The sequence below is a fragment of the Paenarthrobacter sp. AMU7 genome (assembly GCF_041200195.1).
In the GTDB taxonomy this organism is placed as follows: Bacteria; Actinomycetota; Actinomycetes; order Actinomycetales; family Micrococcaceae; genus Arthrobacter.
On record NZ_CP165735.1, the window covers coordinates 1,592,092 to 1,616,000 of the forward strand.

The 23,909-nt window shown below is 64.1% G+C and carries 23 protein-coding genes; 8 read left to right on the forward strand and 15 right to left on the reverse strand.

All coding sequences use genetic code 11. The annotated features are described in order from the left end of the window. Window positions 1–13 precede the first annotated feature (13 nt). A complete protein-coding gene (locus ABQM86_RS07390) occupies window positions 14–445 on the reverse strand; it encodes a hypothetical protein (protein WP_369746290.1) in 432 nt (143 codons plus the stop codon). 253 nt (window positions 446–698) lie between these two features. Between ABQM86_RS07390 and ABQM86_RS07395 the strand changes: the two genes are divergently transcribed. Further along, on the forward strand, window positions 699–1,130 hold the full coding sequence (locus ABQM86_RS07395) for a LexA family transcriptional regulator (RefSeq protein WP_026542753.1): 432 nt from the start codon (window positions 699–701) through the stop codon (window positions 1,128–1,130). After that, window positions 1,112–1,543 (forward strand): hypothetical protein, encoded by a 432-nt coding sequence (locus ABQM86_RS07400; protein WP_369746291.1) that lies wholly within the window; start codon window positions 1,112–1,114, stop codon window positions 1,541–1,543. The genes ABQM86_RS07395 and ABQM86_RS07400 overlap by 19 nt, the downstream gene beginning before the upstream one ends. 46 nt (window positions 1,544–1,589) lie before the next feature. On the opposite strand, the gene ABQM86_RS07405 is transcribed toward ABQM86_RS07400, so the two are convergent. The 6 genes from ABQM86_RS07405 to ABQM86_RS07430 form a co-directional block, all read right to left on the reverse strand. Next, window positions 1,590–2,006 carry a low molecular weight phosphatase family protein gene (locus ABQM86_RS07405; RefSeq protein ID WP_369746292.1) on the reverse strand — a complete coding sequence of 139 codons (417 nt, stop codon included), beginning with the start codon at window positions 2,004–2,006 and terminating at the stop codon, window positions 1,590–1,592. Then, the gene (locus ABQM86_RS07410) at window positions 2,006–2,662 is read right to left on the reverse strand and encodes an arsenate reductase ArsC (RefSeq protein ID WP_207596862.1); all 657 of its coding nucleotides are present in this window, start codon (window positions 2,660–2,662) and stop codon (window positions 2,006–2,008) included. The genes ABQM86_RS07405 and ABQM86_RS07410 overlap by 1 nt, the downstream gene beginning before the upstream one ends. A gap of 35 nt (window positions 2,663–2,697) precedes the next feature. Next, the gene (locus ABQM86_RS07415; RefSeq protein ID WP_369746293.1) at window positions 2,698–4,083 is read right to left on the reverse strand and encodes an FAD-dependent oxidoreductase; all 1,386 of its coding nucleotides are present in this window, start codon (window positions 4,081–4,083) and stop codon (window positions 2,698–2,700) included. 42 nt (window positions 4,084–4,125) lie between these two features. After that, window positions 4,126–5,115 carry a thioredoxin-disulfide reductase gene (trxB, locus tag ABQM86_RS07420; protein ID WP_369746294.1) on the reverse strand — a complete coding sequence of 330 codons (990 nt, stop codon included), beginning with the start codon at window positions 5,113–5,115 and terminating at the stop codon, window positions 4,126–4,128. A 31-nt stretch (window positions 5,116–5,146) separates the two neighbouring features. Further along, the gene (locus tag ABQM86_RS07425) at window positions 5,147–5,569 is read right to left on the reverse strand and encodes an arsenate reductase ArsC (RefSeq protein WP_207596865.1); all 423 of its coding nucleotides are present in this window, start codon (window positions 5,567–5,569) and stop codon (window positions 5,147–5,149) included. Between the two features lie 155 nt (window positions 5,570–5,724). Further along, window positions 5,725–6,399 carry a helix-turn-helix domain-containing protein gene (locus ABQM86_RS07430; RefSeq protein WP_280627556.1) on the reverse strand — a complete coding sequence of 225 codons (675 nt, stop codon included), beginning with the start codon at window positions 6,397–6,399 and terminating at the stop codon, window positions 5,725–5,727. 45 nt (window positions 6,400–6,444) lie between these two features. Between ABQM86_RS07430 and ABQM86_RS07435 the strand changes: the two genes are divergently transcribed. The 4 genes from ABQM86_RS07435 (at window position 6,445) to ABQM86_RS07450 (ending at window position 9,542) form a co-directional block, all read left to right on the forward strand. Then, window positions 6,445–7,185 carry an aquaporin gene (locus tag ABQM86_RS07435; protein WP_369746295.1) on the forward strand — a complete coding sequence of 247 codons (741 nt, stop codon included), beginning with the start codon at window positions 6,445–6,447 and terminating at the stop codon, window positions 7,183–7,185. 51 nt (window positions 7,186–7,236) lie between these two features. Next, a complete protein-coding gene (locus tag ABQM86_RS07440) occupies window positions 7,237–7,584 on the forward strand; it encodes an ArsR/SmtB family transcription factor (RefSeq protein WP_369746296.1) in 348 nt (115 codons plus the stop codon). After that, window positions 7,581–8,093 carry an N-acetyltransferase family protein gene (locus ABQM86_RS07445; protein WP_369746297.1) on the forward strand — a complete coding sequence of 171 codons (513 nt, stop codon included), beginning with the start codon at window positions 7,581–7,583 and terminating at the stop codon, window positions 8,091–8,093. The genes ABQM86_RS07440 and ABQM86_RS07445 overlap by 4 nt, the downstream gene beginning before the upstream one ends. 150 nt (window positions 8,094–8,243) lie before the next feature. Beyond that, complete coding sequence (locus ABQM86_RS07450; RefSeq protein WP_207596869.1) at window positions 8,244–9,542, forward strand: Y-family DNA polymerase; 1,299 nt, start codon at window positions 8,244–8,246, stop codon at window positions 9,540–9,542. Between the two features lie 33 nt (window positions 9,543–9,575). Here the strand turns inward: ABQM86_RS07450 and ABQM86_RS07455 are convergent, their stop codons facing one another. From ABQM86_RS07455 to nirB, 3 genes are read right to left on the reverse strand one after another with little or no spacing between them, the layout of a single operon-like run. Beyond that, window positions 9,576–10,733, reverse strand: a complete 1,158-nt coding sequence (locus ABQM86_RS07455; RefSeq protein ID WP_207596870.1) for a uroporphyrinogen-III synthase — start codon at window positions 10,731–10,733, stop codon at window positions 9,576–9,578. 12 nt (window positions 10,734–10,745) lie between these two features. Continuing rightward, a complete protein-coding gene (gene cobA, locus ABQM86_RS07460; RefSeq protein ID WP_207596871.1) occupies window positions 10,746–11,780 on the reverse strand; it encodes a uroporphyrinogen-III C-methyltransferase in 1,035 nt (344 codons plus the stop codon). A 9-nt stretch (window positions 11,781–11,789) separates the two neighbouring features. Beyond that, entirely contained in the window at window positions 11,790–14,420 is a 2,631-nt protein-coding gene (nirB, locus tag ABQM86_RS07465; protein ID WP_369746298.1) for a nitrite reductase large subunit NirB, read from the reverse strand. A gap of 283 nt (window positions 14,421–14,703) precedes the next feature. On the opposite strand from nirB, the gene nirD reads away from it, so the two are divergent. Further along, the gene (gene nirD, locus ABQM86_RS07470) at window positions 14,704–15,066 is read left to right on the forward strand and encodes a nitrite reductase small subunit NirD (RefSeq protein WP_280627562.1); all 363 of its coding nucleotides are present in this window, start codon (window positions 14,704–14,706) and stop codon (window positions 15,064–15,066) included. A gap of 27 nt (window positions 15,067–15,093) precedes the next feature. Here nirD and ABQM86_RS07475 read toward each other — a convergent pair whose 3' ends face one another. The 4 genes from ABQM86_RS07475 to ABQM86_RS07490 form a co-directional block, all read right to left on the reverse strand. Next, entirely contained in the window at window positions 15,094–16,839 is a 1,746-nt protein-coding gene (locus tag ABQM86_RS07475) for a phospho-sugar mutase (protein ID WP_369746299.1), read from the reverse strand. 102 nt (window positions 16,840–16,941) lie between these two features. Continuing rightward, the gene (locus tag ABQM86_RS07480; protein WP_369746300.1) at window positions 16,942–18,567 is read right to left on the reverse strand and encodes a glycoside hydrolase family 32 protein; all 1,626 of its coding nucleotides are present in this window, start codon (window positions 18,565–18,567) and stop codon (window positions 16,942–16,944) included. Window positions 18,568–18,658: 91 nt separating this feature from the next. Next, window positions 18,659–20,257: a glycoside hydrolase family 68 protein gene (locus ABQM86_RS07485; RefSeq protein WP_207596876.1), complete on the reverse strand. Its 1,599-nt coding sequence runs from the start codon at window positions 20,255–20,257 to the stop codon at window positions 18,659–18,661. A gap of 461 nt (window positions 20,258–20,718) precedes the next feature. Then, a complete protein-coding gene (locus ABQM86_RS07490; RefSeq protein WP_207596877.1) occupies window positions 20,719–21,519 on the reverse strand; it encodes a purine-nucleoside phosphorylase in 801 nt (266 codons plus the stop codon). A gap of 122 nt (window positions 21,520–21,641) precedes the next feature. Between ABQM86_RS07490 and ABQM86_RS07495 the strand changes: the two genes are divergently transcribed. Then, entirely contained in the window at window positions 21,642–23,051 is a 1,410-nt protein-coding gene (locus tag ABQM86_RS07495; RefSeq protein ID WP_207596878.1) for an NAD(P)H-quinone dehydrogenase, read from the forward strand. Here ABQM86_RS07495 and ABQM86_RS07500 read toward each other — a convergent pair. After that, window positions 22,984–23,886 (reverse strand): MBL fold metallo-hydrolase, encoded by a 903-nt coding sequence (locus ABQM86_RS07500; protein WP_369746301.1) that lies wholly within the window; start codon window positions 23,884–23,886, stop codon window positions 22,984–22,986. The genes ABQM86_RS07495 and ABQM86_RS07500 overlap by 68 nt on opposite strands. Window positions 23,887–23,909: the final 23 nt, after the last annotated feature.

The window sequence follows — 23,909 nt, forward strand, 5'->3', positions numbered from 1 at the left end:
CGCCATCGCGGCATCAGTGCTGGCGGGTGACCCTGCGTGTCTCACGGAACTCCTCGGGTACCGTGATGGCGCCCTTCGGGACGGCGACGGTAATGCCCTTCTTCGTCACGCTGGTGACGTTCTGACCCCACTGCTTCGCGTACTCGACGATTGGTCGCGCCGCAGCCCTGTTGCGGACGATGGCGACGAGCACGATCGTGAGGAACCCGAGCGTCAGCAGCCCCGGCACCATGATGGCGACCACCGGGCTGATGAGGCCGTTCAGGAACAGAGCCGGACCGAGGAACCACAGCGCAACCGAGGAGAACATGAACGCGAGAACCAATTTCTCGGAGCGTGCGTGGACGGCCTGCGCGCGTGCCAGCTCATCCGGGTAGCGTTCCTTGACTATGCGTGTGACATCGGCGCTGAGCGCATCAGCGACGTCCTTGCTCCGGGCGGTCATGGCTCTCCAATGCGCGATATCCGGCCACCGCGGTATTGAACCCTGTAGCCGAAGACGGTGGTTTGTTCAGTTCCTGCCAAGTAGCAGTTCGCTTGACCTTCCCTAAAATACCTGTCTTTCGCCAAGACGCATGAACGGCGGCCCTCCATTCCGCCGGCTTCCTGGCGCCGCAGCAGACTTCGCGGAGTGACAACAATGTCCGTCATCCGCTGTACACTCGAGTATCGAACATATATTCGAATAAAGGTGTGTTGTGGGCGTGATAGTCGGCCCCCGCGTGATAGATGCGGGCTTTTCCCTGATGTCGGTTTTGCTGGCACCTCTCCCGGTGGCGGCCGGGTATCCGTCGCCGGCGCAGGACTATTTTGATGGCCGGATCGATCTCAACGAGCACCTTATCAAGGACGTCACCAGCACTTTTGTGGTCAGGGTGACGGGGCAGTCCATGGAAGGTGCCGGGATCAGTGATGGAGACGAGCTGATCGTCAACCGTGCGCTGGAGCCGAAGGATGGGTCCGTCGTCGTGGCTGTCCTCGATGGTGAACTGACCATCAAAAGGCTCCGCGTCACGCCTTCGGGAGTGATCCTTCAAGCGGACAATCCCAAGTATCCGGACATCCGTGTGCCGGCACTGTCCGAACTCACCATCTGGGGAGTTGCCACCACGTGCCTGCACCACATCTGAGTCCGGCCCATACGCAAGGTCCCATTCCCAGCGAGCTGTGGGAACGGATGGGCGCCGAGTTCGGCCTGCCAAGCCTGGAAAGGGTCCGGAGACGGCTTGCGCAGATACATGAGGATCCGGAACCGGTGATGCAACAAGTGGTGCGGGTGTTTTCCGCGGATGGCACCTACTGCCCGGGCTTCCAGTTCCGGGAAGACCTGTCCTTGCACCCCGTGGTGATGGGGCTGTTTGTGCGGGCCATGGCCCTGAGGATTCCACATAACTACTTTGCTGCGTGGATGGTCACCGGATGCCCGGCGCTGCGCGAGGGCAGGCCGGTGGACCTCGTGGACCGGCTGGCGCCAGCTGTTCTCATCGCTGCCTTGGAACGATCTTTCGAGCACGGCCCTGGAGTTGGTCGTGGTTCAGTGTGATGGGTGTCAGGGCCCTGCGTCCAGCTCGACGGCGAGCCTTGTCGGGTTAGGTTGTCGCGAGATCGCTGTAGAGGGTTTGGACGCGGGTTTTGATGTCGTCGCGGACCAGGCGCATGCGTTCCATGCCTTCGATGCCACGTTCTGAGGGTTCGTCGGTTTCCCAGATTTCGAAGCGTTTCCCGGTCGGTGGGTCGAGTTTGGCTTCGGTTCCCAGAACGATGACGGCGTCCACGGTGTTGAGGACTTCGTCGGTGACCGGTTTGGGATACTCGCCGGTGACGTCGATGCCCAGTTCGGCCAGGGATTCCACGGACTGGGCGTTCAACGCCGCGCCGGGTTTTGTTCCGGCTGAGTAGACGGTGACGTTGTCCCCAGCCAGTTCCCGCATGAGAGCTGCGGCGAGCTGGGATTTGCCGCCGTTCTTGCTGCAGACGAACAGGACGGCGGGATGTTCCGAGGTCATTAGAGTGCAGTCTCTTTCGTCAGGGAGGCGACCAGGTTCTTCACACGGCCGTGGATTTCATCACGGATGGTCCGGACGGTGTCGAGGGGCTGGTCAGCGGGGTCGGTGAGTTCCCAGTCTTCGTAGCGTTTGCCGGGGTAGATGGGGCAGGAGTCGCCGCAGCCCATGGTGATGACCACGTCGGAGGCGCGGACGACGTCGTCGGTGAGCGGTTTGGGGTATTCCTTGCCCAGATCCAAGCCCATCTCGTTCATGACTGTCACGACGTTGGCGTCGAGTTCTGATGCGGGCAGGGACCCGGCGGAGCGGACGCGGATTTTGCCTTTGGCTTCGGCTGTGAGCAGGGCTGCGGCCATTTGGGAGCGGCCGGCGTTCTGTACGCAGACGAACAACACCTCCGGGATCTCCGAGGCGAGGGAGCTTTTTGACTTGGCCAGGGCGTGGAGCCTGTCGTTGGCGAAGTGCTCGGTGGTCGCGGGCAGGTAGGCGCTGACCTTCGCGGTGCGGGCCAGTGCTGTGTAGGACTCGAAGACGTAGCGTTCGACGGTTTCTGCGGCGAAGATCCCTGCGTAACGTCCGGCGAGCCGGTCACTGATGCGGTGGAGTACTTCGGTGTTGTCCTGCAGGCCGAGCGTGGTTTCCTGGTGGTCGGTCATGACAGTGCTCCAATGGTTGTTTTGGTGACTGGCTTTCAGTTGGTGGTGCCGGATCGGCCGTGTGCGAGCCCGGTCGGGAAGCCGACAAATGCTGGTTCGGGAGCGGCGCAGCAGCCCGACCCTGGCTCCTGCGACACGGTGGCGGCAGGGGCGGGAACGTCGCAGCTGGTGCCGGCGTCCGCGGAGCAGACCCCGGTTTCGGGCAGTTCAAGGTGGACGGTGTCCGCCGATTCCTGGTCACCGGCGAGGGCTGCGGCGACGGAACGGACTTGCTCGTAGCCGGTAGCGAGGAGGAAGGTCGGTGCCCGGCCGTAGGACTTCATCCCGACGATGTAGAAGTCTTTTTCAGGGTGGGTCAGGACCTTCGCGCCGTGCGCCGGGACCGTGCCGCAGGAGTGGAATTCAGGGTCGATCAGCGGGCCGAGCCCGGTGGGAGCTTCAACGGCGGGGTCCAGGTCCAGGCGCAGTTCCCGCAGGATCTCCAAGTCCGGGCGGAAGCCGGTGCAAGGGACGATGACGTCGGCGTCGATGGTGCGTCCATCGACGGCTTCGACGCTCACATGCGAGTCGAGGTTTTTCAGGGCAGCGATGCCGAACCCGGTGTGCAGTTCGATGGTGCCGGCCTCGACCAGGCGGCGGAGGCGGGAGCCGAGCTGGCCGCGTGCAGGGAGCCCGTCGGCGTCACCGCCGCCGTAGACCTTCTCGGCGGAGTTGCCGCGGACGGCCCACAGGATGCGGGTATCGGGTTCGTCCTTGGCGAGGTCTGCGAGGTTGATCAGGGTGTTCGCTGCCGAGTGGCCCGCCCCGACAACGAGGGCGCGGCGGCCGACGAAAGCGGCGCGGTCGCGGCCAACAACGTCGGGCAGCGGCGAGGAGATCCGGTCAGCTGCCAGGCCTTCGCCGATGGCGGGCAGGCCGGAGGTGCCAAGCGGGTTGCGGGTGGACCAGGTGCCGGAGGCGTCGATGACGGCAGCGACGGTGTGGTCCCGTGTTTCTCCGCCGTCGTGCTCAACCCGGACAACGAAGGGGGTGGTGTCGCGGTCCCGGACGTGGGTTTTGTCCATGCCCTGCCGGGTCACGGCGATGACGCGGGAGCCGGTCTGGAGCCGGGAAGCGATCTGGGGTGTATCCGCCAGTGGGGTGAGGTAGTTGTCGATGAGTTCGCCGCCGTAGGGCAGTGCGGTGGGACGGGGTGATTCCCAGCCGGTGGGTTCGAGCAGGCGGACGGCGGCGTCGTCGAGGTTGAAGCGCCAGGGTGAGAACAAACGGATGTGCCGCCACTGTTCGATGGCGGCGCCGGCGGAGGGGCCTGCTTCGAAGATGACCGGTTCGAGTCCGCGTTCGAGCAGGTGGGCCGCGGTGGCGAGTCCTACCGGGCCTGCGCCGATCACTGCGATGGGAAAGTTCGTCACTGAGTCCATGCTGTCCTCTTGTTTCATCCGTTGGCGTGGCGTTTCGAGTGGTTAGGCGTGGGTTGGTTCTTCGACCAGGGCGGTGGCGATGCTGTGGGCGTCATCCAGCGCGGCAAGGAACCGTTCGGCATCCAGCGCGGCCGCGCAGCCGGTTCCAGCTGCGGTGATGGCTTGGCGGTAGCGGTGGTCCACGGCGTCCCCGCAGGCGAAAACGCCGGAGAGGTTGGTTACCGTGGTGGGTGCGTCGACCTTGATGTAGCCCTCGTCGTCCAAGTCGACTTGTCCGGCAACCAGCTCGGTGCGGGGCAGGTGGCCGATGGCTACGAAGATCCCGGTGGCGTCCTGTTCACGGGTTTCACCGGTGCGGGTGTCCGTGAGGGTCACGCCGGTGACTTTGCTGTCGCCGTGGATGGTGGTGATGGCCGAGTTCCAGGCGAACTTGATCTTGGGGTTGTCCTTGGCGCGCTGGGCCATGATCCGGGAGGCGCGGAGTTCGTCCTTGCGCACTACGACCGTGACGGTCCTGGCGAAGCGGGTCAGGAAGGTCGCTTCCTCCATAGCGGAGTCGCCGCCACCAACCACGATGATGTCCTGTTCGCGGAAGAAGAACCCGTCGCAGGTGGCGCACCATGACACTCCGTGGCCGCTGAGTTTCTTCTCCTCCGGAAGGCCCAGTTCCTTATACGCGGAACCGGTGGCAAGGATGACGGCCGGGGCCTCGTGGGTCTCGCCGCCTCCAGTGACCACACGCTTGAGGTGACCCTTAAGATCAACTTCAGTGACGTCGTCGAACACTATCCGGGCGCCGAACTTTTCCGCCTGTTCCTGGAGCCCATCCATGAGCTCAGGGCCTTGGATCCCGCCTGGGAAGCCGGGGAAGTTCTCGACTTCGGTGGTGTTCATCAGCGCACCGCCGGCGGTGACCGACCCGGCGAGGACCAGCGGGTTCAGGCCTGCGCGGGCGGCGTAGATCGCCGCGGTGTAGCCGGCGGGGCCGGAGCCGATGATGATCAGTTGTTCGGTCTGGACGGCGGTGCTCACGGGAGACTCTCCTGGTGCTCGAAAAAGTGGGTTATTTGGCAGCCGGGACGAGGGAGGCGATCAGGCCCTCGATGCGGGTCTTGATTTCATCGCGGATCGGGCGGACGGCGTCCACGCCTTGGCCGGCGGGGTCTTCCAGGACCCAGTCTTCGTAGCGCTTGCCGGGGAAGTATGGGCATTCGTCGCCGCAGCCCATGGTGATGACGACGTCGGATTCCTTGACGGCCTCGGTGGTGAGGACCTTGGGGATTTCGGCTGACATGTCGATACCCAGTTCGGCCATGGCTTCGACGGCGGCCGGGTTGACCTTGTCGGCGGGCTGGGAGCCTGCGGAGCGGACTTCGATCCCACCCTTGCCAAGGGTTGTCAGGAACGCTGCGGCCATTTGGGAACGTCCGGCGTTGTGGACGCAGACGAAGAGGACAGAGGGCTTCTTTATGGTTTCGTAGCTCACGGGTTTCTCTCCTGGAATGGTTGTGTGAACGGGTGGCTGGTTTGAAGCGGTGCGCCCGAGCACGAAGCTCTCCGTAGCGAACATTGATGATGGTCGATATAGCGAGTATCGGACGATAGATTGATGAATGTCAATATTTCAATGCTGCCAGATGGTCAGGCGGCGGTGATGCGTGGCGCGAGGTCGTTGATCCGGCGGGTGATGTCATCGAAGGCACGGTCAAAGGCGGCCGTAGTGTCCAGGCGGAGGGGATCCGGCACGGACCAATGGATTCCGCCCAGCCCGGTCAGTTCTTCGTGGGCGTTGTCGCAGACGGTCACTACCAGGTCGGCCTCCTCCGCAACCTCTTCCAGGGTGCGCGGTGCGATGTCGGGCAGGTCCAGCCCATGACGCCGGGCGGTCTCGATGGCTCCGCGGGCGATGCGGTTTGCGGGGCGCGTTCCGGCCGAGGCTGCTGGGATGTCGCTGACCTGCCGCCACAGGGCGGTGGCCAGCTGGGAGCGGGCACTGTTGCGCGTACAGACGAACAGGACACGGCTTGCTGTATGTGCCGCCCCGGGCACGAGCCCACTGAGGGCGCCGGTGGCGAGGCGGAGGTAGCTGCGGCGCTTGTCGGCTTCGGAGCGGTGTCGGGTTGCCAGGCCGGCTTCCTCCAGGGTGCGGAGGTGGTGGGAGAGCAGGTTGGCGGGCATGCCCAGTTCGGCCTGCAGTTCCGATGGCGAGAAGTCGCCCAGGGTCAGCAGGTCCATGATACGCAGGCGTGCCGGATCGGCAAGGGCTGCGTGCCTGGCCACGCGTGCCTGGAATGTGTCGACTGCTTCAATATTCATTGATTCAATTTTGACTGAGTTAATTCCATGCGTCAAGCTGTTGGCATGACTTCACTCCAGCCGCCCCTGTGGCGCCGTGCCATCGCTGAATTCCTCGGCACCGGCCTGCTCGTTGCCATCGTCGTTGGTTCCGGAATCGCCGCAGCCCAGCTCTCGCCCAATGACACAGGCCTGCAGTTGCTGCAAAACAGCACGGCCACGGTGCTTGGCCTGACGGTGTTGATCCTGGTGTTCGGGCCGGTCAGTGGCGCCCACTTCAACCCGGTTGTCTCCATTGTGGACTGGTTCCTCGGACGGCGCGGCGGATCCGGCTTGTCCTTGCCGGACCTCGGCCTCTACGTCCTGGCCCAGATTGCCGGTGCCATCGGTGGCAGTGTCTTGGCGAACGCGATGTTTGAGGTGGGTACGTCCATCTCGACCAAGGGGCGGGCAACGGCGGGTCATCTGCTGGCCGAGGTGGTCGCGACTGCCGGTCTGGTCCTGCTGATCTTCTCCCTTGCGGCCACCAAACGCGGCGCTATGGCCGCCCCGGCTGTAGGTGCCTACATCGGCGCTGCGTACTGGTTTACGTCCTCCACGTCGTTCGCGAACCCGGCAGTGACCATCGGCCGTATCTTCAGTGACACTTTCGCTGGCATTGCGCCGGGTTCCGTTCCACCATTCCTCGCCGTCCAGGTCCTCGGTGCGGCTGTTGGCGTTGGAATCCTGCTCCTGCTTTTCCCACATGCCGGCCGGGCCGCCGCCGACGTTGTCATCCCTCACTCCGTAGAAGCGGCCAAGCAGTAGTCCCGCCGGCCTAAACATTGATGAATGTCAATGTTGCGGCATAATAGGTAGATGACCTCGCTGCCCTTGCTCGAACCGGACACGCAGACCATCTGCTGCCCGCCAGCTACCCCAGCCCTTGGCGCTGAAGAAGCGCAGCGCCGGGCCCTCGTGTTCAAAGCGCTGGCGGATCCCAACCGGCTGCGCCTGCTCTCCATCGTCAAGGCCGCCGACGGCGGTGAGTCCTGCGTCTGCGACCTCACCGAACCGCTGGATCTGGGTCAACCCACCGTCTCCCACCATCTGAAGATCCTGGTCGAGGCCGGTCTGTTGCATCGCGAAAAGCGCGGCACCTGGGCGTACTACTCGCTGGTCCCCGGAGCCCTGGATGACGTCGCCGGAGTCCTCACTGCCCTATGAGCCGTGATTTTGATGTCCGGCCCATGCAGGAAGCCGACTGGCCCACTGTCCGGCGCATCTTCCAGCAAGGCATCGAGACGGGGCACGCCACCTTTGAGGAAAAGGCTCCCGATTGGGAAACCTTCGACACCTCCAGGTTGAAGGCGCACCGGATCGTCGCCGAAGCGCCCGGACGGGGCGTTCTGGGTTGGGCCGCCGTCTCCGCCGTCTCGTCCCGGACTGCCTACGCGGGCGTGGTCGAACACTCCATTTATGTGGCGGCCGAAGCCCGCGGCCTCGGTCTGGGCAAAGCCATTTTGCAGGCACTCATCGACTCCACCGAGCGCGACGGGGTGTGGACTATCCAATCCAGCGTCTTCCCGGAGAACCAGTCCAGCCTCCGGATCCACGAATCCGCCGGTTTCCGGGTCATCGGACACAGGAGCCGCATCGCCCGCATGACCTACGGTCCCGCCGCCGGCCAGTGGCGCGACACACTCCTGCTCGAACGCCGCTCACCCGCAGTGTAACTACCTGATTGATGCCGCTCACTAAACCGGCGGCATTCTTGTCGGTGCGTGGCAGTACAGTAAAGGTATTCGAATGTTTGTTCGAATGCGCGGCGTGTCCTGCAGGGGAACAGCAGCGTGCGTGCTAAGGCCGAACGGAGGAGGAGGACGATGTCCAAGCCAGCACTCATGCATCAGATGCAGGAGATCGCCCACGTGGATATCAACTGCTTCTATGCGTCGGCCGAGCGTGCGTTCAATCCCTCGCTGGAGGGCAAGCCGCTGATCGTGCTGTCCAACAACGACGGTTGTGCAGTCACCAGGTCTCCGGAAGCCAAGAAGCTGGGGATCGGGCTGGGGGAGCCATGGTTCAAACTTGCTCCACGGGCCAAGGAATGGGGGCTCATTGCCCTCTCCAGCAACTACGAACTGTATGGGGACATCAGCTCCCGTGTCATGGAGCTCCTGGCCCGCTACTCGGCGTGGCAGGAGGTCTACTCCATTGATGAGGCGTTTCTCGGAGTGAAAGGGCAGCCCGAAGAGCTGCTGGAGTTGGGACGCACCATTAAAGCGGCGTGCCAACGGCACGTGGGGGTTCCGGTCTGCGTAGGTATCGCCAGAACCAAGACCCTCGCCAAGCTGGCCAACAAATGGGCCAAACACAATCCGGGCTTCAACGGAGTGTGCCGGTGGGACTCGATTCCAGAAGCCCACCGTGAAGCACTCATGGCACGGCTCTCCGTGATGGAGATCTGGGGTGTTGCCACCAGGCTGACCAAACGTCTGAATGCCATGGGGATCTTCTCCATCCTGGACCTGGTCCGGGCTGACCCCGTGGCTTTGCGGGACAAGTTCTCCATCGTCATGATGCGCACGGTGCTGGAATTGCAGGGTACCCCGTGCATCCCGATGGAGGAGGAAAGGATCGGGAGGGACCAGTTGATCTTCTCCCGCTCCTTTTCCACGCCGATCACGACGGCGGCGCAGCTGCGGCAGGTGCTCAGTATCTACGGACAGATGGCCAGTGCCAGGCTGGCCAAACATGACCTCCAAGCAAAGCTGTTGACGGCCTTTGCTGCCACATCGGTCTACAACCCCAACGACAAGTCGTTTCCCACCGTTAACGTCAAACTGCCCATGCCCACTTCGGATCCCGTGCTGCTGACCAAGGCAGCGCATGCGTTGGTTCCAAGGATCCAGGAAGGCGTGAGGTACGCCAAGGCCGGGATCATGGTTACTGACCTCCGTCCCAGCGGCAACCAGAAGCCCCTGGAGATCTTCGAGAACCGGCACGAAGAACGTGGCATCGGCCCCCTGCTGGAGCAAGTCAGCAAGCGGTACGGCCGCGGCTCCATAGGTCTGGGGCACGCTGGAATCAAGGGAGGACCGGACTGGTCCATGAAACGCGACATGCTCAGCCCCCGGTACACCACCAACTGGGATGAACTTCCCTTGGTAAAGGCGGCCTGACGTGGGAGCCGCCACCTCGTAGAGACCGGGAGGCTACGCGCGCAGCCGGTACCCTCGCTTCACGACGGTCTCTACGAGCTTGCCGTCCGGCAGCGAGGAACGCAGGCGGCTGACCGTCATGTCCAGGGCATGCACAGAACCGCGCAGGTCCAGCAGGTCCGAGAGCGCTTCCCGGGACAGTACCGCTCCGCCCGCGCCGAGCAGTGCCCGCAGGAGCAGCAGGGGAGCCGGTGCCAGGTCCACCACCTCACCGTTGATCCGCAGGCAGCGCCCGCGCAGTTCGATCGTGGCGCTCTTGGTCTCCAACCGGCGTACATGGTTAAGGGACAAGTGTTCGGTCACCAAACGGATCAGTGCGCCCATGCGGTAACGGTCCGGGATCAGTGGCGTCAGCCCGGCGTCGACCAGTGGTAGTGCGGTGACCGGCCCAACAGCGGCAACAGTGACGGGCCCTTTAAGGGCTTCGATGAGCTGGCGGTACAGGCCCATTTCGTGAGCTGTGCTCCACATGGCGTCTACGGCCGGAGCGCTGGTGAACGTCAGTACGTCCAGGTTGCCGCCCACCACTGCCTCGATCAGGCGCGGCAGCTTGTCTTCGCCGTCGGGCTTCACCCAACGGTACGGGGTCACGGTCAGGACCGTGGCGCCGGACATGCGCAGCCGTTCCAGCTGGCGGACATCGGTGTATCCATGCAGTTGCACGGCGACCGTTTTGCCGCGCACGCCCTCGACCAGCAGCATATCCACCAGCGTGGCGGTGGTTTCGTCACTGCTGATCCCGACGTCGGCAAGTCCTGCAGCGCGCACGGCACCGCGGGCCTTGGGGCCGCGGACGAACATGCGGCAGGCGGACAGGGTTTCCAGGAGTTGCTCGCCGATACCGAAGGAATCGGCGGCTTCGCACCAGCGGCGCATGCCGTAGGCGGTGGTGGCGATGCAGATGTCCGGCTTGGCCGCGATGATGGTGCGGGTGTCCTCGATGAGGACCATGTCTTCCTGCACAGGGGCGATCTTCAAAGCGGGGGCGTGCAACACGCTGGCACCGCGACGCTCCAGTGCCTCAATGAGGTCACGGGAGCGGCGGTGCGAGGTGACGCCGATTCGGAATCCGTCCAGCGGGGCGTCGACGGCTTCGGAAACCTCCGGAGCGGCAGTAGCGTCGTGGACTTCGATGGCGCGTGCAACAGTCATGTGTTTTTACCTTCAGGCTTCAAGGAGCGAAGCCGCCAGGCGGCTCAGTTCAGCGGATGCTTCTGCATGGTTGCGGTTGGCTTCAGCCACCCGGACCACCTCGCCGATGACCAGCACGGCCGGGTTGCTGCAGCCTGTGGCAGCTGTTTCGATCGTACCCAGATCAGCGATGGTGGTGCGCTGCCCCGGGCGGTAGCCACGTTCCACCACAGCCATGGGCATGTCCGCGTCCATGCCTGCCCGGCGCAGCCCTGCTGCAAGCTGGGGAAGGGTACCAATGCCCATGAGGACCACAATCGTGCCGCCAAGTCCGGCAAGGTGGGTGTGTTCCTTCTCGGTCAAGGGGGCATGGCCGGACACTACGGTGAACATGTGGCTGACTTCGCGGTGCGTGACCGGGATCCCGGCTGCGGCGGGAACGGAGATGGCGCTGGTGACACCGGATATCACCCGCACCGGGACGCCTGCCGCAACACAGGCGGCCACTTCCTCGCCGCCTCGGCCAAATACATACGGATCGCCGCCCTTGAGCCGGACCACGTTCTTGCCCAGCAGCGCAGCTTCCACCATGAGCTTCTCGATGTCACGCTGGGTCACCTTGTGCAGGCCCGGCTGCTTGCCAACATCCACGAGTTCGGCCGAGGTCAGGTCGGCCAGCTCCTGGTACGGGGCCAGACGGTCGTAGAACACCACATCGGCATCACGCAGGGCGTCCACGGCGCCAACCGTGAGCAGGTCCAAGGCTCCTGGACCTCCGCCCACCAAGGTCACGTGGCCGTCGGCGCCCGGTGCCGGCTCAAACGCGACAGGTATCCCCGCATCGCGGCAGCGTTCCACCAGCGGCAGCCACCCTGCGTCGCCGTCGTCCACTATCGCCACCAGGAACGGGCGCTCCGGAAGTTGACCGTCGCCCGGTACACCTTCCGGGGTGCTCAGCCGGTACACGTTGGCACCGGCGCTCTGATAGCGGCGGATGGCCTGGCGGGCGGACTTTTCCGATCCCGTGACAAGGACGTCACGGCCGGTGAGATCAATGGTGAGCTGCATGGTGAACCCCTAGTTTCCTGCGCCGACGGTTTCGCTGCGGACCGGGATGGTGGAAGCGATGAGCACGCCGCCCTTTTCCTCGTTGGTGGCCGGGCGGATCTGGCCGCGCTCCGGAACGAAGGAGATGGACTCGTCCTTCTGGTCGGGGGCGTTGACGAACGAACGGAAACGGCGGAGGCGCTCCGGGTCCTTCAAGGTCTCGGCCCACTCGTCCTCGTAGGTGTCGATGTGCTTGGCCATGGCCGCTTCAAGCTCTTCGGCGATGCCCAGGGAGTCGTTGACCACTACCTCCTCGACGTGCTTGATGCCGCCGTCGAGTTCTTCCTGCCAGCGCGCGGTGCGCTGGAGGCGGTCAGCGGTGCGGATGTAGTACATGAGGTAGCGGTCGATGTACTTGAGCAGCGTTTCGTCGTCCAGGTCCTTGGCCAGCAGCTGGGCGTGGGCCGGAGTGGCACCACCGTTGCCACCGACGTACAGGTTCCAGCCATCGGCCGTGGCGATGACGCCCACGTCCTTGCCGCGGGCTTCGGCACATTCGCGGGCGCAACCGGACACGCCCATCTTCAGCTTGTGCGGGCTGCGGAGGCCGCGGTAACGAAGCTCCAAAGCGATGGCCATGGCTACCGAATCCTGGACACCGAAACGGCACCAGGTGGATCCAACACAGGACTTCACTGTACGGAGGCTCTTGCCGTAGGCCTGGCCGGACTCGAAACCGGCGTCCACCAGTTCCTTCCAGATGTCCGGGAGCTGCTCCAGGCGGGCACCGAACATATCAATGCGCTGGCCGCCGGTGATCTTGGTGTAGAGGTTGTACTTCTCGGCAACTGCGGCGATGACGCCGAGGCCCTTGGGCGTGATCTCACCACCGGCGATGCGGGGGACCACCGAATACGTGCCGTCCTTCTGCATGTTCGCCAAGGCGCGGTCGTTGGTGTCCTGAAGGGAGCCGCGGCCGGCATCCAGGACGTAGGCCGAGTGCTGGCTGGCCAGGATGGAGGCGATGGTCGGCTTGCAGATATCGCAGCCGGCACCGGTGCCGTACTTGGCCATGATCTCTTCGAAGGAGGTGAGTTCCAGGACGCGGATGGCGTCGAACAGTTCCTGCCGGGAGAGACTGATGTGCTCGCACAGCGCCTTGGAGACCTCGATGCCGGACTTCGTCAGTTCGCCCTCGAGGAGCTTCTTCAGCATGGGGACACAAGAACCGCACTGCGTGCCGGCACGGGTGCAGCCCTTGAGTTCGCCGAGTTCCTGGACGGGAGCATCGCCTTCGCATGCTCCGCATCCGTTGATGGTGTCCCGGATGGTCCCGGCCGCAACGTTGTTGCAGGAGCACAGGATGGCGTCGTCCGGCAGTTCGGTCTCGGGAGCTTCGCCGCCACCGGCGGCGCTCAAGTATGCACCGGGCTCTGCCGCGAGCTCGCGTCCCAGCAGCGGGCGGAGGCTCATGTAGGGGGAAGCGTCGCCCACGAAGATGCCGCCCAGGAGGGTCTTGGCATCGTCTGTGGTGACAATCTTCTGGTAGACGCCACGTGCGGGGTCGGCGTAGACGATTTCCAGGGAGTGCTCGGTCCGGGCAAAGGCGTCGCCGAAGCTGGCAACGTCCACGCCGGACAACTTGAGCTTGGTGGCAGTGTCAAAGCCGGGGAACGTCGCTTCGCCACCATGCAGGCGGTCCGCAACGATCTCGGCCATGGTGTTGGCGGGTGCTACCAAGCCAAGGCACATGCCTTCAAAGTTGGCCACTTCGCCGATGGCCCAGATGCCGTCCACTTCGGTGGCGCAGAAGTCGTTGATGACCACGCCGCCGCGTTGACCCAGGCTGAAGAGCTGTTCCTCGCCGTCTGCGGCGCGGAAGAGATCATCACGGGGCTTGACGCCAATGGCAACAATCACGAGGTCGGCATCAATAGTGCGGCCGTCAGCCATGAGGACACCGGTGACGTTTCCGTCGTCGTCCGTCACCACCTCCGAAGGGAAGACGCCACCGTGGACTTCGAAGCCCTTTGCCTCGATCAGGCGACCCAGAGACTGGCCGGCTCCCTCGTCCAATTGGGTATTCATGAGCCACGGAGCGCCGTTGATGACGATCGGAGTGGCGCCCAACTGCTCGGTACCGGCAGCGGACTCAAGTCCCAGCAGTCCACCACCAATGGTGACGGCGTTGACCTTGCGGCCCAGCTTTTCGCGAAGACCGGCAATGGCCCTGTTGATCGCCCACACGTCGTCGAGCGTGCGGTAAACGTGGGTGTGTTCAGCCCCGGGAATAGGGAGACGGGCAGCGTCCGAGCCCGAGGCCACTACCAGGTGGTCGTATTCGTACTTGTTCCCCGCGGCGGTGAGGACGCTCTTGGCCACCGGGTCAATCTTGACGGCGCGCTCGCCGGTCTTGAGGGTCAATGCCTCGTGGTCCCACATGGACGCTTCCCCCAAGGTGAGGTCAACATCGGTTTCCGTGAGGGCTTTGCTCAACGCTACGCGGTCGTAGGGGAGGTGTGCCTCTTCGGTCAGCACCGTAACCTGCCAACCTTCAAGACCGCGATTGACCATGGCATCAGCGAAACGGTGGGCAGCGGGCCCGCCGCCGACGACGACGACGCGGCGCGGGTTCTCTGTACTTGAAGTGTGTCCGGTCACTGGTGGGCCTTTCGCAGATGTTGCAGACGGATCTGTCGCAACTTGTGGTTCCAGCCTAGGGACGGGCAGTTTCGCTTCAGTTTCCCTTTTGTTTCGTGATCTTAACTTCTGCATCACAACCGCATTTCGCGGGGTGTGAGGTCTCTTTTACGCGTTGGACACAAACCCGGACACCTGACGAAACACCCGGGTCCTAGCGTGGAAGAGCGGCCGCAAGCGTGGCCCGGTCCGGGGGATTGACGGTGGGAACAGCCACCACCCGGACACAGTGAGAGGGGCTGAAATGACCGTAATTCTGGACCGTGCCGAGGATCTGACCACCACCGGCGAGTGGCACGTCGTGTGCCCGGTGGATGAGCTCGAAGTCGCCTGGGGCGAAGCGGCACTGATCGCCGGCCGCCAGGTTGCCCTGTTCCGCACTACGCCCACCGAAGTATTCGCTGTGGCACAGCAGGACCCGGCAACACTGGCCAACGTCATGGCGCGCGGCATCATTGGATCCCGCGGAAGCCGGCCGACCATCGCATCGCCGCTCCACAAAGAGGTCTACGACCTCGAAACCGGGGAGTGCTTCACCAACCCCGAACTGAGGCTCGATGTCTTCGCCACCCGTTTGGTGGACGGCTTTATCGAGGTTGAACTCTAAGCCAAGCCGGCTAAAGGCCCATGCTTCCTAAAGGCCCAGTGCTTCGCGGACATCCCTGAGGACGTCGTCCAGCGATGTCCGCGCTGCCTGGCGGGCAGCGGGGAGTTCCGCTGCGGAGTCCACGGCCTGAATGACTTCCAGGTAGCACTTGAGTTTGGGCTCCGTGCCGCTAGGCCGGATGATGACCCGGCTTTGGTCCCGGGTGAGGTACAACAGACCGTCTGTGGGCGGTAAGGCTTCGCTTCCTTCGGCGAGGTCAGTGAAGACCTCGACGGCGGAGCCACCGAACGCTTCCGGCGGGTTGACCCGCAGGCGGTTCATCATGGCATCCAGGAGTCCCAAGTCCGCTACCCGGATGCTCAACTGATCGCTGGCGTGCAGGCCGTGCACCAGGTAGAGGTCATCGAGGGTGTCGAAGATCGTCTTGCCCTCGGCTTTGGCAGCGGCCGCCAGTTCCGCGATCAGGACTGCAGCTGAAATGCCGTCCTTATCGCGCACCAGATCCGGTGCCACACAGTAGCCCAGTGCCTCCTCATATCCGTAGCTGAGGCCGGGAACCCGTGAAATCCATTTGAAGCCCGTCAGCGTTTCCTCATGCTTGTACCCTGCGGCCGCGGCGATCCGCGACAGCAGCCGCGAGGAAACGATCGAGTTCGCGAAGACGCCGTCACGGGGTTCTTCGCCATCACTGACTGCCATTCGGGCCACAATGTGGGCACCCAGCAGCGCACCCACTTCATCGCCCCGGAGCATGCGCCAGGACCCCGTCGAGGGATCCAACGCGGCGACCGCAGCCCGGTCGGCGTCGGGGTCGTTGGCCAAAACGATGTCCGCACCCGCGTCTGCGGCGGCCGCGAGGGCCAGGTCCAGTGCGCCGGGCTCCTCCGGGTTGGGGAACGCGACTGTGGGGAAGTCCGGGTCCGGCTCGGCTTGTTCGGCCACGAGGGTTACATCCGTGAAACCCGCTGTCTTCAGGACGGAGACAGCCGTTTCGCCGCCCACACCGTGCATGGGCGTCAGGACGATCTTGAGGTCCCTGGCGGGGAAGTGTTCACGATCCACCAGGCCGGCCATGGCGGATTCATAGTCGGCGGCAATGGCCGTCGGCAGCACTGTCCACCCACTGTCTGCCAGTTCGATGGAGTCCAAGGCACCCACGGCTTCAATCCGGGCGGCTATCTCTGCGTCGTACGGCGCGACGATCTGGGATCCGCGCCCGCTTTCCGACACTGCATGTCGTCCCAGGTAGACCTTATAGCCGTTGTCCTGCGGCGGGTTGTGGCTGGCTGTCACCATCACGCCGCCGTCGCAATCCAGGTTCCTGACCGCGTAGGCGAGCAACGGCGTCGGAAGAGCTGCCGGCATCAGGAACGTCTCGATGCCTGCCGCCGTGAAGATCGCCGCAGTTTCTTCCGCGAAAATGTCCGAGTTGTAGCGGGCATCGAAGCCGACGACGGCGCGAGGCCGGGTTCCCGGCGCAGCGGCAGCTACCGTTTCGGTGAGGAAGGCCGCCAAGCCCGCCGCGGCCCGGCGGACGACCACGCGGTTCATGCGGTTTGGCCCCGGGCCGAGCGCTGCGCGGAGGCCGGCTGTGCCGAATTGCAGGGTGCCGTTAAAGCTGTCGCCCAGTTCCTGGGCTGCTCCCGCATCACCGCCGCTTGCGAGGTCGGCCAGCTTCTCCAGGGCAGCGGCCGTCGCCGGGTCTGGATCCTGGGAGGCCCACTCGCGGGCGTCGGTGAGCAGCTGTTCAAATGCGGCATCGCTGGATGTCATAGGGTCAAAACTATCCTCAATGAGCCGAGAACGAGCAACGAGGAGTGAGATCCCAACCTTAAATGCGGTTGTAAAGGGTGGGATCTCACTCCTCGGCGGGCCTTAGAGCGAGTGGGAAGTGATGGTGAAGTCCGTGTCGCCGCCCAGGCTGAACGCTGACGATCCGGTGTTGTCCCAGTCCGGGAAGAACGTGTCTGAAATGACCGCCGCTCCAGAGCCTGCGAAGACCTCCACCGAGGACGCATCCAGGAGAATCGTGAGCCGGACGGTGCGATCGTTCCCGGAGGGCTGCAGCCTCACCTCATGGAACGGGCTGAACTTCTCCGAGAAATTACTGGTCCCGGCCTCTGACCGGTCCACCTTGAGGGTGCGCGATTCCTTGGCGTAGGAGATGCGGAGGCCGGCTTTGCCGTCCGAGGATTGGCGGAGGATCAGGCCGGACTCGCTCGCCGAGGCGAGGTTCATTTCCAGTTCAATCAGCTGGGTCCGGGCTGCGAAGTCCGCTCCCAGGTCCTGGCGTGAGGACCCGACGGTGAGGTTTTTGCTGTTCACTTCACCGGAGCGTTCCAGCGTTTCCTTTGCGGCACCGGCGATGGCCGATCGCAACTCAAACCCCTTCGCGCCCCGAACCAGGGTGAGTTCACGGGGAATGGCCATGGAACCGCGCCATGGCGTGGTGGGCACATCCTGGGCGTAGTCCCAGTTGCCCATCCAGCCCAGGAGCACGGGCTTGTTCCCGGGCGCGCCGGAAATGGAGTTTGCTGCGTAGTAGTCCGCGCCGTGGTCCAGCCACTGCGAATCCTCGAGCGGCGCATCAGCGGCAGCCGCGTTTTCAGCGGTGAAGCGGGTCCCGTCGAACCCACCCACAAAGTACTGCATCCCTGAGCCGCCGGCGATGCCCCCGGGATTGATGCTGAGGAGCATGACCCACTTCCTGGCCGTGGAGTCCTCCACATCCATCTGCACAAGTTCAGGTACTTCCCAGAGCCCACCTTGGGCGCCGACTCCGGAGAAGTCACTGAGGAACTCCCAGCGGAGGAGGTTTGTGGACTTGAACATCTTCACTACTTGGGCGTCGGCCACTACGGTGGTCATCACCCAGTAGCGGCCGGGCTCGTACCAAGTGATTTTGGGATCGCGGAAATTGTTGTTGGTGGGGTCGAGGTTCAGCACGGGGTTGCCGTGATACTTCTGCCAGGTGGAGCCGCTGTCCAGGCTGAACGCGATCGATTGCGCCTGCGCGCCCTCGGGGAGGGCGCCGTTCTTGCCATAAGCGCTGGTGTACAGGGCCACCATGGGCGGGTTCTCTGCCGAGCCAAGGCCGGACGCATTGTTCGAATCCACCACGATGCAGCCCGAGAAGATTTCTTCGTCGGGGCTCGCCTCCATGGCTACGGGCTGCTCTTCCCAATGCACCAGGTCCTTGCTGGTGGAGTGGCCCCAGGACATGTTGCCCCACGAGTTGCCGTGCGGGTTGTACTGGTAGAAGGCATGGTAGGTGCCGTCGTGGTAGACGAGGCCGTTGGGGTCGTTGAGCCAGTTCTTCCCAGCCGTCAGGTGTGCGACGGGCCGCCATGGATCCGAAGGGGACGGACGGTGCCCGCCCGGGGTGGGGGCCGCCGTCGGGCCTTCCGTTTGCGTGCAGGAAGCGGCAGAGAAGGCGACCACGACGGCGGCACTTGCGGCCAGCAATTGGCGGCGGGACAGGTGGGGGCTGGGGTAAGTCATGGGGAGAAATCCTGAGGGTTGGGGTGGCAGGGGTGCCGGCTCTTCTGGAGCCGACACCCCTGCCGTGGCCTAAGGGCCGGGGTGTTGCGGCCTACTTGTAGTGGCCTTCGCCGCCAACGCGGACGTTGGTGGGCAGGTAGCCGAATGGGCCAAGGCCGTTCTTGCCGAAGCTGCGGTCAACCTGCGTCACGCCGGCCTTGAAGTTCATCTTCACGGTGGGTGAGAGGGAACCGCCGCGGACGCCGTCCACGTTGTCGATGAAGGACTGGACGAGTCCGCCAGGCTGCACGTAGTGCGAGTACGCCTGGAACTGACGGCCGTTCTGGCGCGGGTCCGGACCTTCCGGAGCGTTGGCCTGCATGTTCAGGTCCGTGGGGGAGCCAAGGGCCAATCCGCTGTTGTTGACCGGCTGGTAGTCGGAGCGGACGCCGTTGCCGACGAATCCGTAGACGCCGTCGGGGCCGCGCATGCCGTCTGCGTACGTGAACTGGTGGCTGATGGTGAACAGGTAGTACTTGTTCTTGCCGTTCTCGTTCTGGATGAAGATCTGCGGACGCTCAGTCTGGTCGTTGACACAGTTGGCGGACAGGATCGGCGGGAGGAAGCTCCACTTGGTCAGGTCCTTGTTGTCTGCGACAGCCAGGCCTACGTTCGCGGTCTGGTACCAAGCGCCGGTGCTGTTGACCTGGGCCAAAGTCTCGGCGTTGGGGTCGCCGGGGGCGTAGCCAAGGTCTTCCTGCTTGCACTTGTAGGAGCCACGGGTGCCGCCGGTGTTTCCTTCGAAGACCATGAAGGTCTTGCCGGGGTGTGCCGGGTCGGCGAACGTGTACGGGTCACGGAACGCGAAACCGGGGTTCTGCGTCTTGTTCTGGTAGAGCTTTCCGTCCGGTTCCAGGAGCTTGGTGTGCTGGAAACCGTCGAAGGTCACGCCGTTCTGGTTGGCGTGGATGTTACCCAAGGCCTTGGCGATCGCGGCATCGGGAGCGATCCCGCCACCGCCTGCGTTCCGCTCGGCCACATCGTAGAACGTGGTGGCCGTGTAGAAGACGTTGATCTTGTTGCCTTGCATGAGGCGGGTGGAACCGGACCACTCGGTGTTGCCGATGGAGGTGTTGTCGAGGAACAGGTGTCCGCCGTAGTTCCACTTGTCCTTGGCAGGATCGGCGTTGGTCTTACGGAAGAAGTAGCCGATTCTGGCATTCCAGTGGCGCTGGTCGAAGCCGTAGCCCTCATGCCGGTCAGCCACCAAGGAGAAGATGACGTCCCAGCCCTTGTAGCTGATCTGGTTGGCATTCTCGTCCGTGAGGGACCAGGTGTCCCAGACCCAGACGTCGTCGTTCATGGCCGGGAAGTCCTTCGGGATTTCCGGCATCGTGACGTTCGGGCTCATCGAGTTCTGGCCGGGCGCAACATTGGGATTGCTCTGGGCCATGATCTGCTTGGCGTCCGCCCGTGTCCACTTGGACGTGAAGTCCGCCGCGGGATCGTACGCCTGTTGCGTGTGGTTGGTTGGCAACGGGAAGCCGGGTGTGGGTGCCGGCATGGTGCTCGACGGCGGATCGGCCGGCAGGTTCGCCTGCGCCGCCGGCGTCACCAGCAGGATGCTGCCGGCCACGCTGGCTGCGGCTGCGAGGGCTGTTGCCTGTCGCAGCCGGCGGCGCGGCCGTTGAGGGGTTGAGTGCGTGTTCATGCTTGCTCTTCTCGCGGAGTGTTGGACTTCGTGGAGTGGGGCGCATGCCCTGACCCCCGGTTGGGGGTTCTCTACAACTGGGGCGTCCATCGATCCGCTGGAGGCGTCACCGAGGGACGCCATCGTTTCGAGGTGCGGGGGAGCCTCGTAGGCCTCCACCGCGGTAGTCCCGGCACGTCGACTTACCGGGACACGTTCCACGCTAGACACGTGTTAGGTCGGACATCAAACGGTGTTTAGCGGGCGGTTTGAGCTACCGGCGGGTATATGCGCAAGCGTTTACATTGCCAACGGGCGCGCGTGCCACATCTGGGGGTGCAGGATCAAATGTTGCGCGATAAAACAGATTTATCCTGAGAATTTGCTGTGCGTTTACTTCCTCCCTGGAATTGTTAGCGCGCACCTCTTAAACAGCAAAGCGGGGCCACCGTGGATGGTGGCCCCGCTTCTCCGCAGAGTGGTTAAAGCTTGGCGATGATATCCGCCAGGAGCTTGGAGATCCGCTTGCCGGCTGCCTGCCCGGCTTCCAGGACTTCAGCGTGGCTCAAGGGAACAGGGCTGATGCCGGCTGCGAGGTTGGTGACCAGGGAAATGCCGAAAACTTCCATTCCTGCATGGCGGCCGGCGATTGCTTCCAGCGCCGTGGACATGCCCACCAGGTCTGCGCCGATCCGCTTGGCGTACTGGACCTCTGCCGGTGTTTCGTAGTGCGGTCCGGTGAATTGTGCGTACACGCCCTCCTGCAAGGAGGAATCCACTTCACGGGCGAGGTCACGGATGCGCGAGGAGTAGAGATCGGTAAGGTCAACAAATGTGGCGCCCTCAAGCGGTGAGGTTGCGGTGAGGTTGATGTGGTCGCTGATGAGGACGGGGGTGCCCGGGGTCCAGTCTTCGTTAAGCCCGCCGCAACCGTTGGTCAGCACCAAGGTCTTGCAACCGGCGGCGGCTGCGGTGCGTACGCCGTGGACTACGGACCGCACGCCGCGGCCTTCGTAGTAATGGGTCCGCGCCCCCAGGACGAGCGCACGCTTGCCCTCCTTGGTGAGAACGGAGCGGATGGTACCTACATGGCCCACCACCGCTGGTTTGTGGAAACCGGGGACCTCCGAAGCGTTCAGGGTGGCGGTAGTTTCGCCGATGAGGTCGGCGGCCTCCGCCCAGCCGGATCCGAGCACCAGGGCTACATCATGGGACTCGACGCCGGTCTCGGCGGCGATGAAGTCTGCGGCGGCCTTCGCGGCCTCAAAGGGGTCTGTGTTCATCAGCTCAGTGTTACTCACTGGTACAAGCTACCTTGCGGCTGCAGGACTTTGGTAGGGACCCGCGCGCTGGTGAGGGTGGGCTGAGTGGCAGCCGACGCGGCAATGAGCGAGAATTGAGGATTGTGACCACCCAAGTTGACTTCAGTGCCCCCCGTATCGCGATCCTGGGAGGTGGTCCCGGCGGATATGAAGCTGCCATGGTGGCCGCCTCACTCGGCGCCCACGTCACCATTGTTGAGCGGGCAGGCCTTGGCGGCTCTGCCGTGCTGACCGACGTCGTGCCTTCCAAGACCCTCATTGCCACCGCCGATCTCATGACCCGCGTCGGTGAGGCGGACGAGCTGGGAGTGAAGTTCGACGGCGACGGCACTGCCTCGAAGCCCCGCGCCGACCTCAAGCACATCAACGACCGCGTGCTCAACCTGGCCCGCGGACAGTCCGAGGACATCCGCGCCGGCCTGGAGCGCCTGGGCGTGGAGATCGTCATTGGGTCCGGCAAGCTCCTGGACAACAACACCATCGAGGTCCTGACCCTCGAAGGCACCCGCACCATTGATGCGGACGCCATCCTTCTGGCCGTCGGCGCCCACCCACGCGAACTCCCCACTGCCAAGCCCGACGGCGAACGCATCCTCAACTGGGCCCAGATCTACAACCTGGATGAGCTCCCGGAAGAACTGATCGTCGTGGGATCAGGTGTCACCGGCGCCGAATTCGCGTCCGCCTACAACGGCCTGGGCTCCAAGGTCACCCTGATTTCCAGCCGAGACCAAGTCCTCCCCGGCGAGGACACCGATGCCGCCAAGCTGCTGGAAGGCGTCTTCGAACGTCGCGGCGTCAACGTTTTGTCCAAGTCACGCGCAAATGCGGTGGAGCGAACGGACGACGGCGTCAAGGTCACCTTGGGTGACGGATCGATCGTCACGGGTACTCACTGCCTGGTGTGTGTTGGTTCCATCCCGAACACGGCCGGCGTCGGTCTTGAGGAAGCCGGTGTAACCCTCACGGAGTCCGGCCACATCAAGGTGGACGGCGTGTCCCGCACCACCGCCCCCAACATCTATGCTGCCGGTGACTGCACGGGCGTGTTCGCGCTCGCCTCCGTGGCAGCCATGCAGGGCCGCATCGCGATTGCCCACTTCATGGGCGACGGCGTGAAGCCGCTCAAGCTCAACCAGGTGGCGTCCAACATCTTCACCTCCCCGGAAATTGCTTCGGTGGGTGTGTCCGAGGCCGACCTTGCGTCCGGGAAGTACCAGGGCGATGTTGTGATGCTGTCCTTGCTCAGCAATGCCCGCGCCAAGATGCGCAACACCAAGGACGGCTTCGTCAAGATCATCGCTCGCAAGGGATCCGGCACCGTGATCGGTGGGGTGGTGGTGGGCCCGAACGCCTCCGAGCTCATTTTCCCGATCTCCGTGGCCGTCACGCAGAAGCTCCACGTGGATGACGTCGCCAGCGCGTTCACGGTGTACCCGTCGCTGACCGGGTCCATCTCTGAGGCTGCACGGCGCCTGCACGTGCACATGTAGCTCCGTAGTCAGAGCCCGCGCGCCCGTTTCGAGGCTTCGCTGCACGCCATGCCGTTCGCACGGCACCCTGCGCAGCGAGCCATCGAAACGGGCGTTTCTGCTCCTGGTGGCGGAGTGCCTGCACAGCTTGAGCCAGCGGCATGCGCAGCGCGGGGCCGTGTCCCGGCAGGATCACGGTGGCTTGTACGCTCTCCAGCTGCCGGGCAGAGGCCAACGCCCCAGACGGGTCGGAGTGGTACATCCTGTGCAGCATTTGGGGTCCGGATGCCGGGCTGATCGGGTGGCCCGTGACAAAGGTGTCACCCACGGCAATCGCCTGGGCACCCGGCAGCAGCAATGCGACGTTGCCAGGGGTGTGCCCGGGGAGCGGGATGGCCTGGGGGTGGCCCGGCAGGCTGTGGAGTCGGTCCGTGGTCCAAGCCTCCGCGCGCATGGCCGGCTCCGCTTGAAGGGCCTTGGCTTCGATGACGTGGAGCATCCACCGGAAAACGCGGGGACGCCATGCGCGGAGCAAAACCTGCCCGAACGTGACCTGATGCTTCTCCCTGCCCTGAACGTGGGGGAGCTCCTCGGGGGAGCAGAGGATGGGCGTGCCGAAGGTCCGTGAGAAGTACGACGCAGATCCGGTGTGGTCCACGTGCCCGTGCGTGATGAGCATGGCTTTGGCGTCGGCGGGCTCCAGGCCCAGCTCCCGGATCGATTCCAGGACGAGGTCGCGGTCGGCAGGGTAGCCGCCGTCGATCATCATGAAGCCTGAGGAGTCACGGACGAGGAGCCAGTTGGACGCAGGTCCCTCAACAAAATGGACGCCGGGCGCGGGTTCGGATACCTTCACACCGGAATTCTAGGTTGTTCCTT

What these genes read in the sequence shown, in the direction of transcription:
- ABQM86_RS07390 (WP_369746290.1), bottom strand. Translation starts at nt 445, where the DNA reads ATGACCGCCCGGAGCAAGGACGTCGCTGATGCGCTCAGCGCCGATGTC.
- ABQM86_RS07405 (WP_369746292.1), bottom strand. Translation starts at nt 2,006, where the DNA reads ATGACCTCGGAACATCCCGCCGTCCTGTTCGTCTGCAGCAAGAACGGC.
- ABQM86_RS07410 (WP_207596862.1), bottom strand. Translation starts at nt 2,662, where the DNA reads ATGACCGACCACCAGGAAACCACGCTCGGCCTGCAGGACAACACCGAA.
- ABQM86_RS07415 (WP_369746293.1), bottom strand. Translation starts at nt 4,083, where the DNA reads ATGGACTCAGTGACGAACTTTCCCATCGCAGTGATCGGCGCAGGCCCG.
- ABQM86_RS07430 (WP_280627556.1), bottom strand. Translation starts at nt 6,399, where the DNA reads ATGAATATTGAAGCAGTCGACACATTCCAGGCACGCGTGGCCAGGCAC.
- ABQM86_RS07435 (WP_369746295.1), top strand. Translation starts at nt 6,445, where the DNA reads ATGACTTCACTCCAGCCGCCCCTGTGGCGCCGTGCCATCGCTGAATTC.
- ABQM86_RS07440 (WP_369746296.1), top strand. Translation starts at nt 7,237, where the DNA reads ATGACCTCGCTGCCCTTGCTCGAACCGGACACGCAGACCATCTGCTGC.
- ABQM86_RS07445 (WP_369746297.1), top strand. Translation starts at nt 7,581, where the DNA reads ATGAGCCGTGATTTTGATGTCCGGCCCATGCAGGAAGCCGACTGGCCC.
- ABQM86_RS07450 (WP_207596869.1), top strand. Translation starts at nt 8,244, where the DNA reads ATGTCCAAGCCAGCACTCATGCATCAGATGCAGGAGATCGCCCACGTG.
- ABQM86_RS07455 (WP_207596870.1), bottom strand. Translation starts at nt 10,733, where the DNA reads ATGACTGTTGCACGCGCCATCGAAGTCCACGACGCTACTGCCGCTCCG.
- cobA (WP_207596871.1), bottom strand. Translation starts at nt 11,780, where the DNA reads ATGCAGCTCACCATTGATCTCACCGGCCGTGACGTCCTTGTCACGGGA.
- nirD (WP_280627562.1), top strand. Translation starts at nt 14,704, where the DNA reads ATGACCGTAATTCTGGACCGTGCCGAGGATCTGACCACCACCGGCGAG.
- ABQM86_RS07475 (WP_369746299.1), bottom strand. Translation starts at nt 16,839, where the DNA reads ATGACATCCAGCGATGCCGCATTTGAACAGCTGCTCACCGACGCCCGC.
- ABQM86_RS07480 (WP_369746300.1), bottom strand. Translation starts at nt 18,567, where the DNA reads ATGACTTACCCCAGCCCCCACCTGTCCCGCCGCCAATTGCTGGCCGCA.
- ABQM86_RS07485 (WP_207596876.1), bottom strand. Translation starts at nt 20,257, where the DNA reads ATGAACACGCACTCAACCCCTCAACGGCCGCGCCGCCGGCTGCGACAG.
- ABQM86_RS07490 (WP_207596877.1), bottom strand. Translation starts at nt 21,519, where the DNA reads ATGAACACAGACCCCTTTGAGGCCGCGAAGGCCGCCGCAGACTTCATC.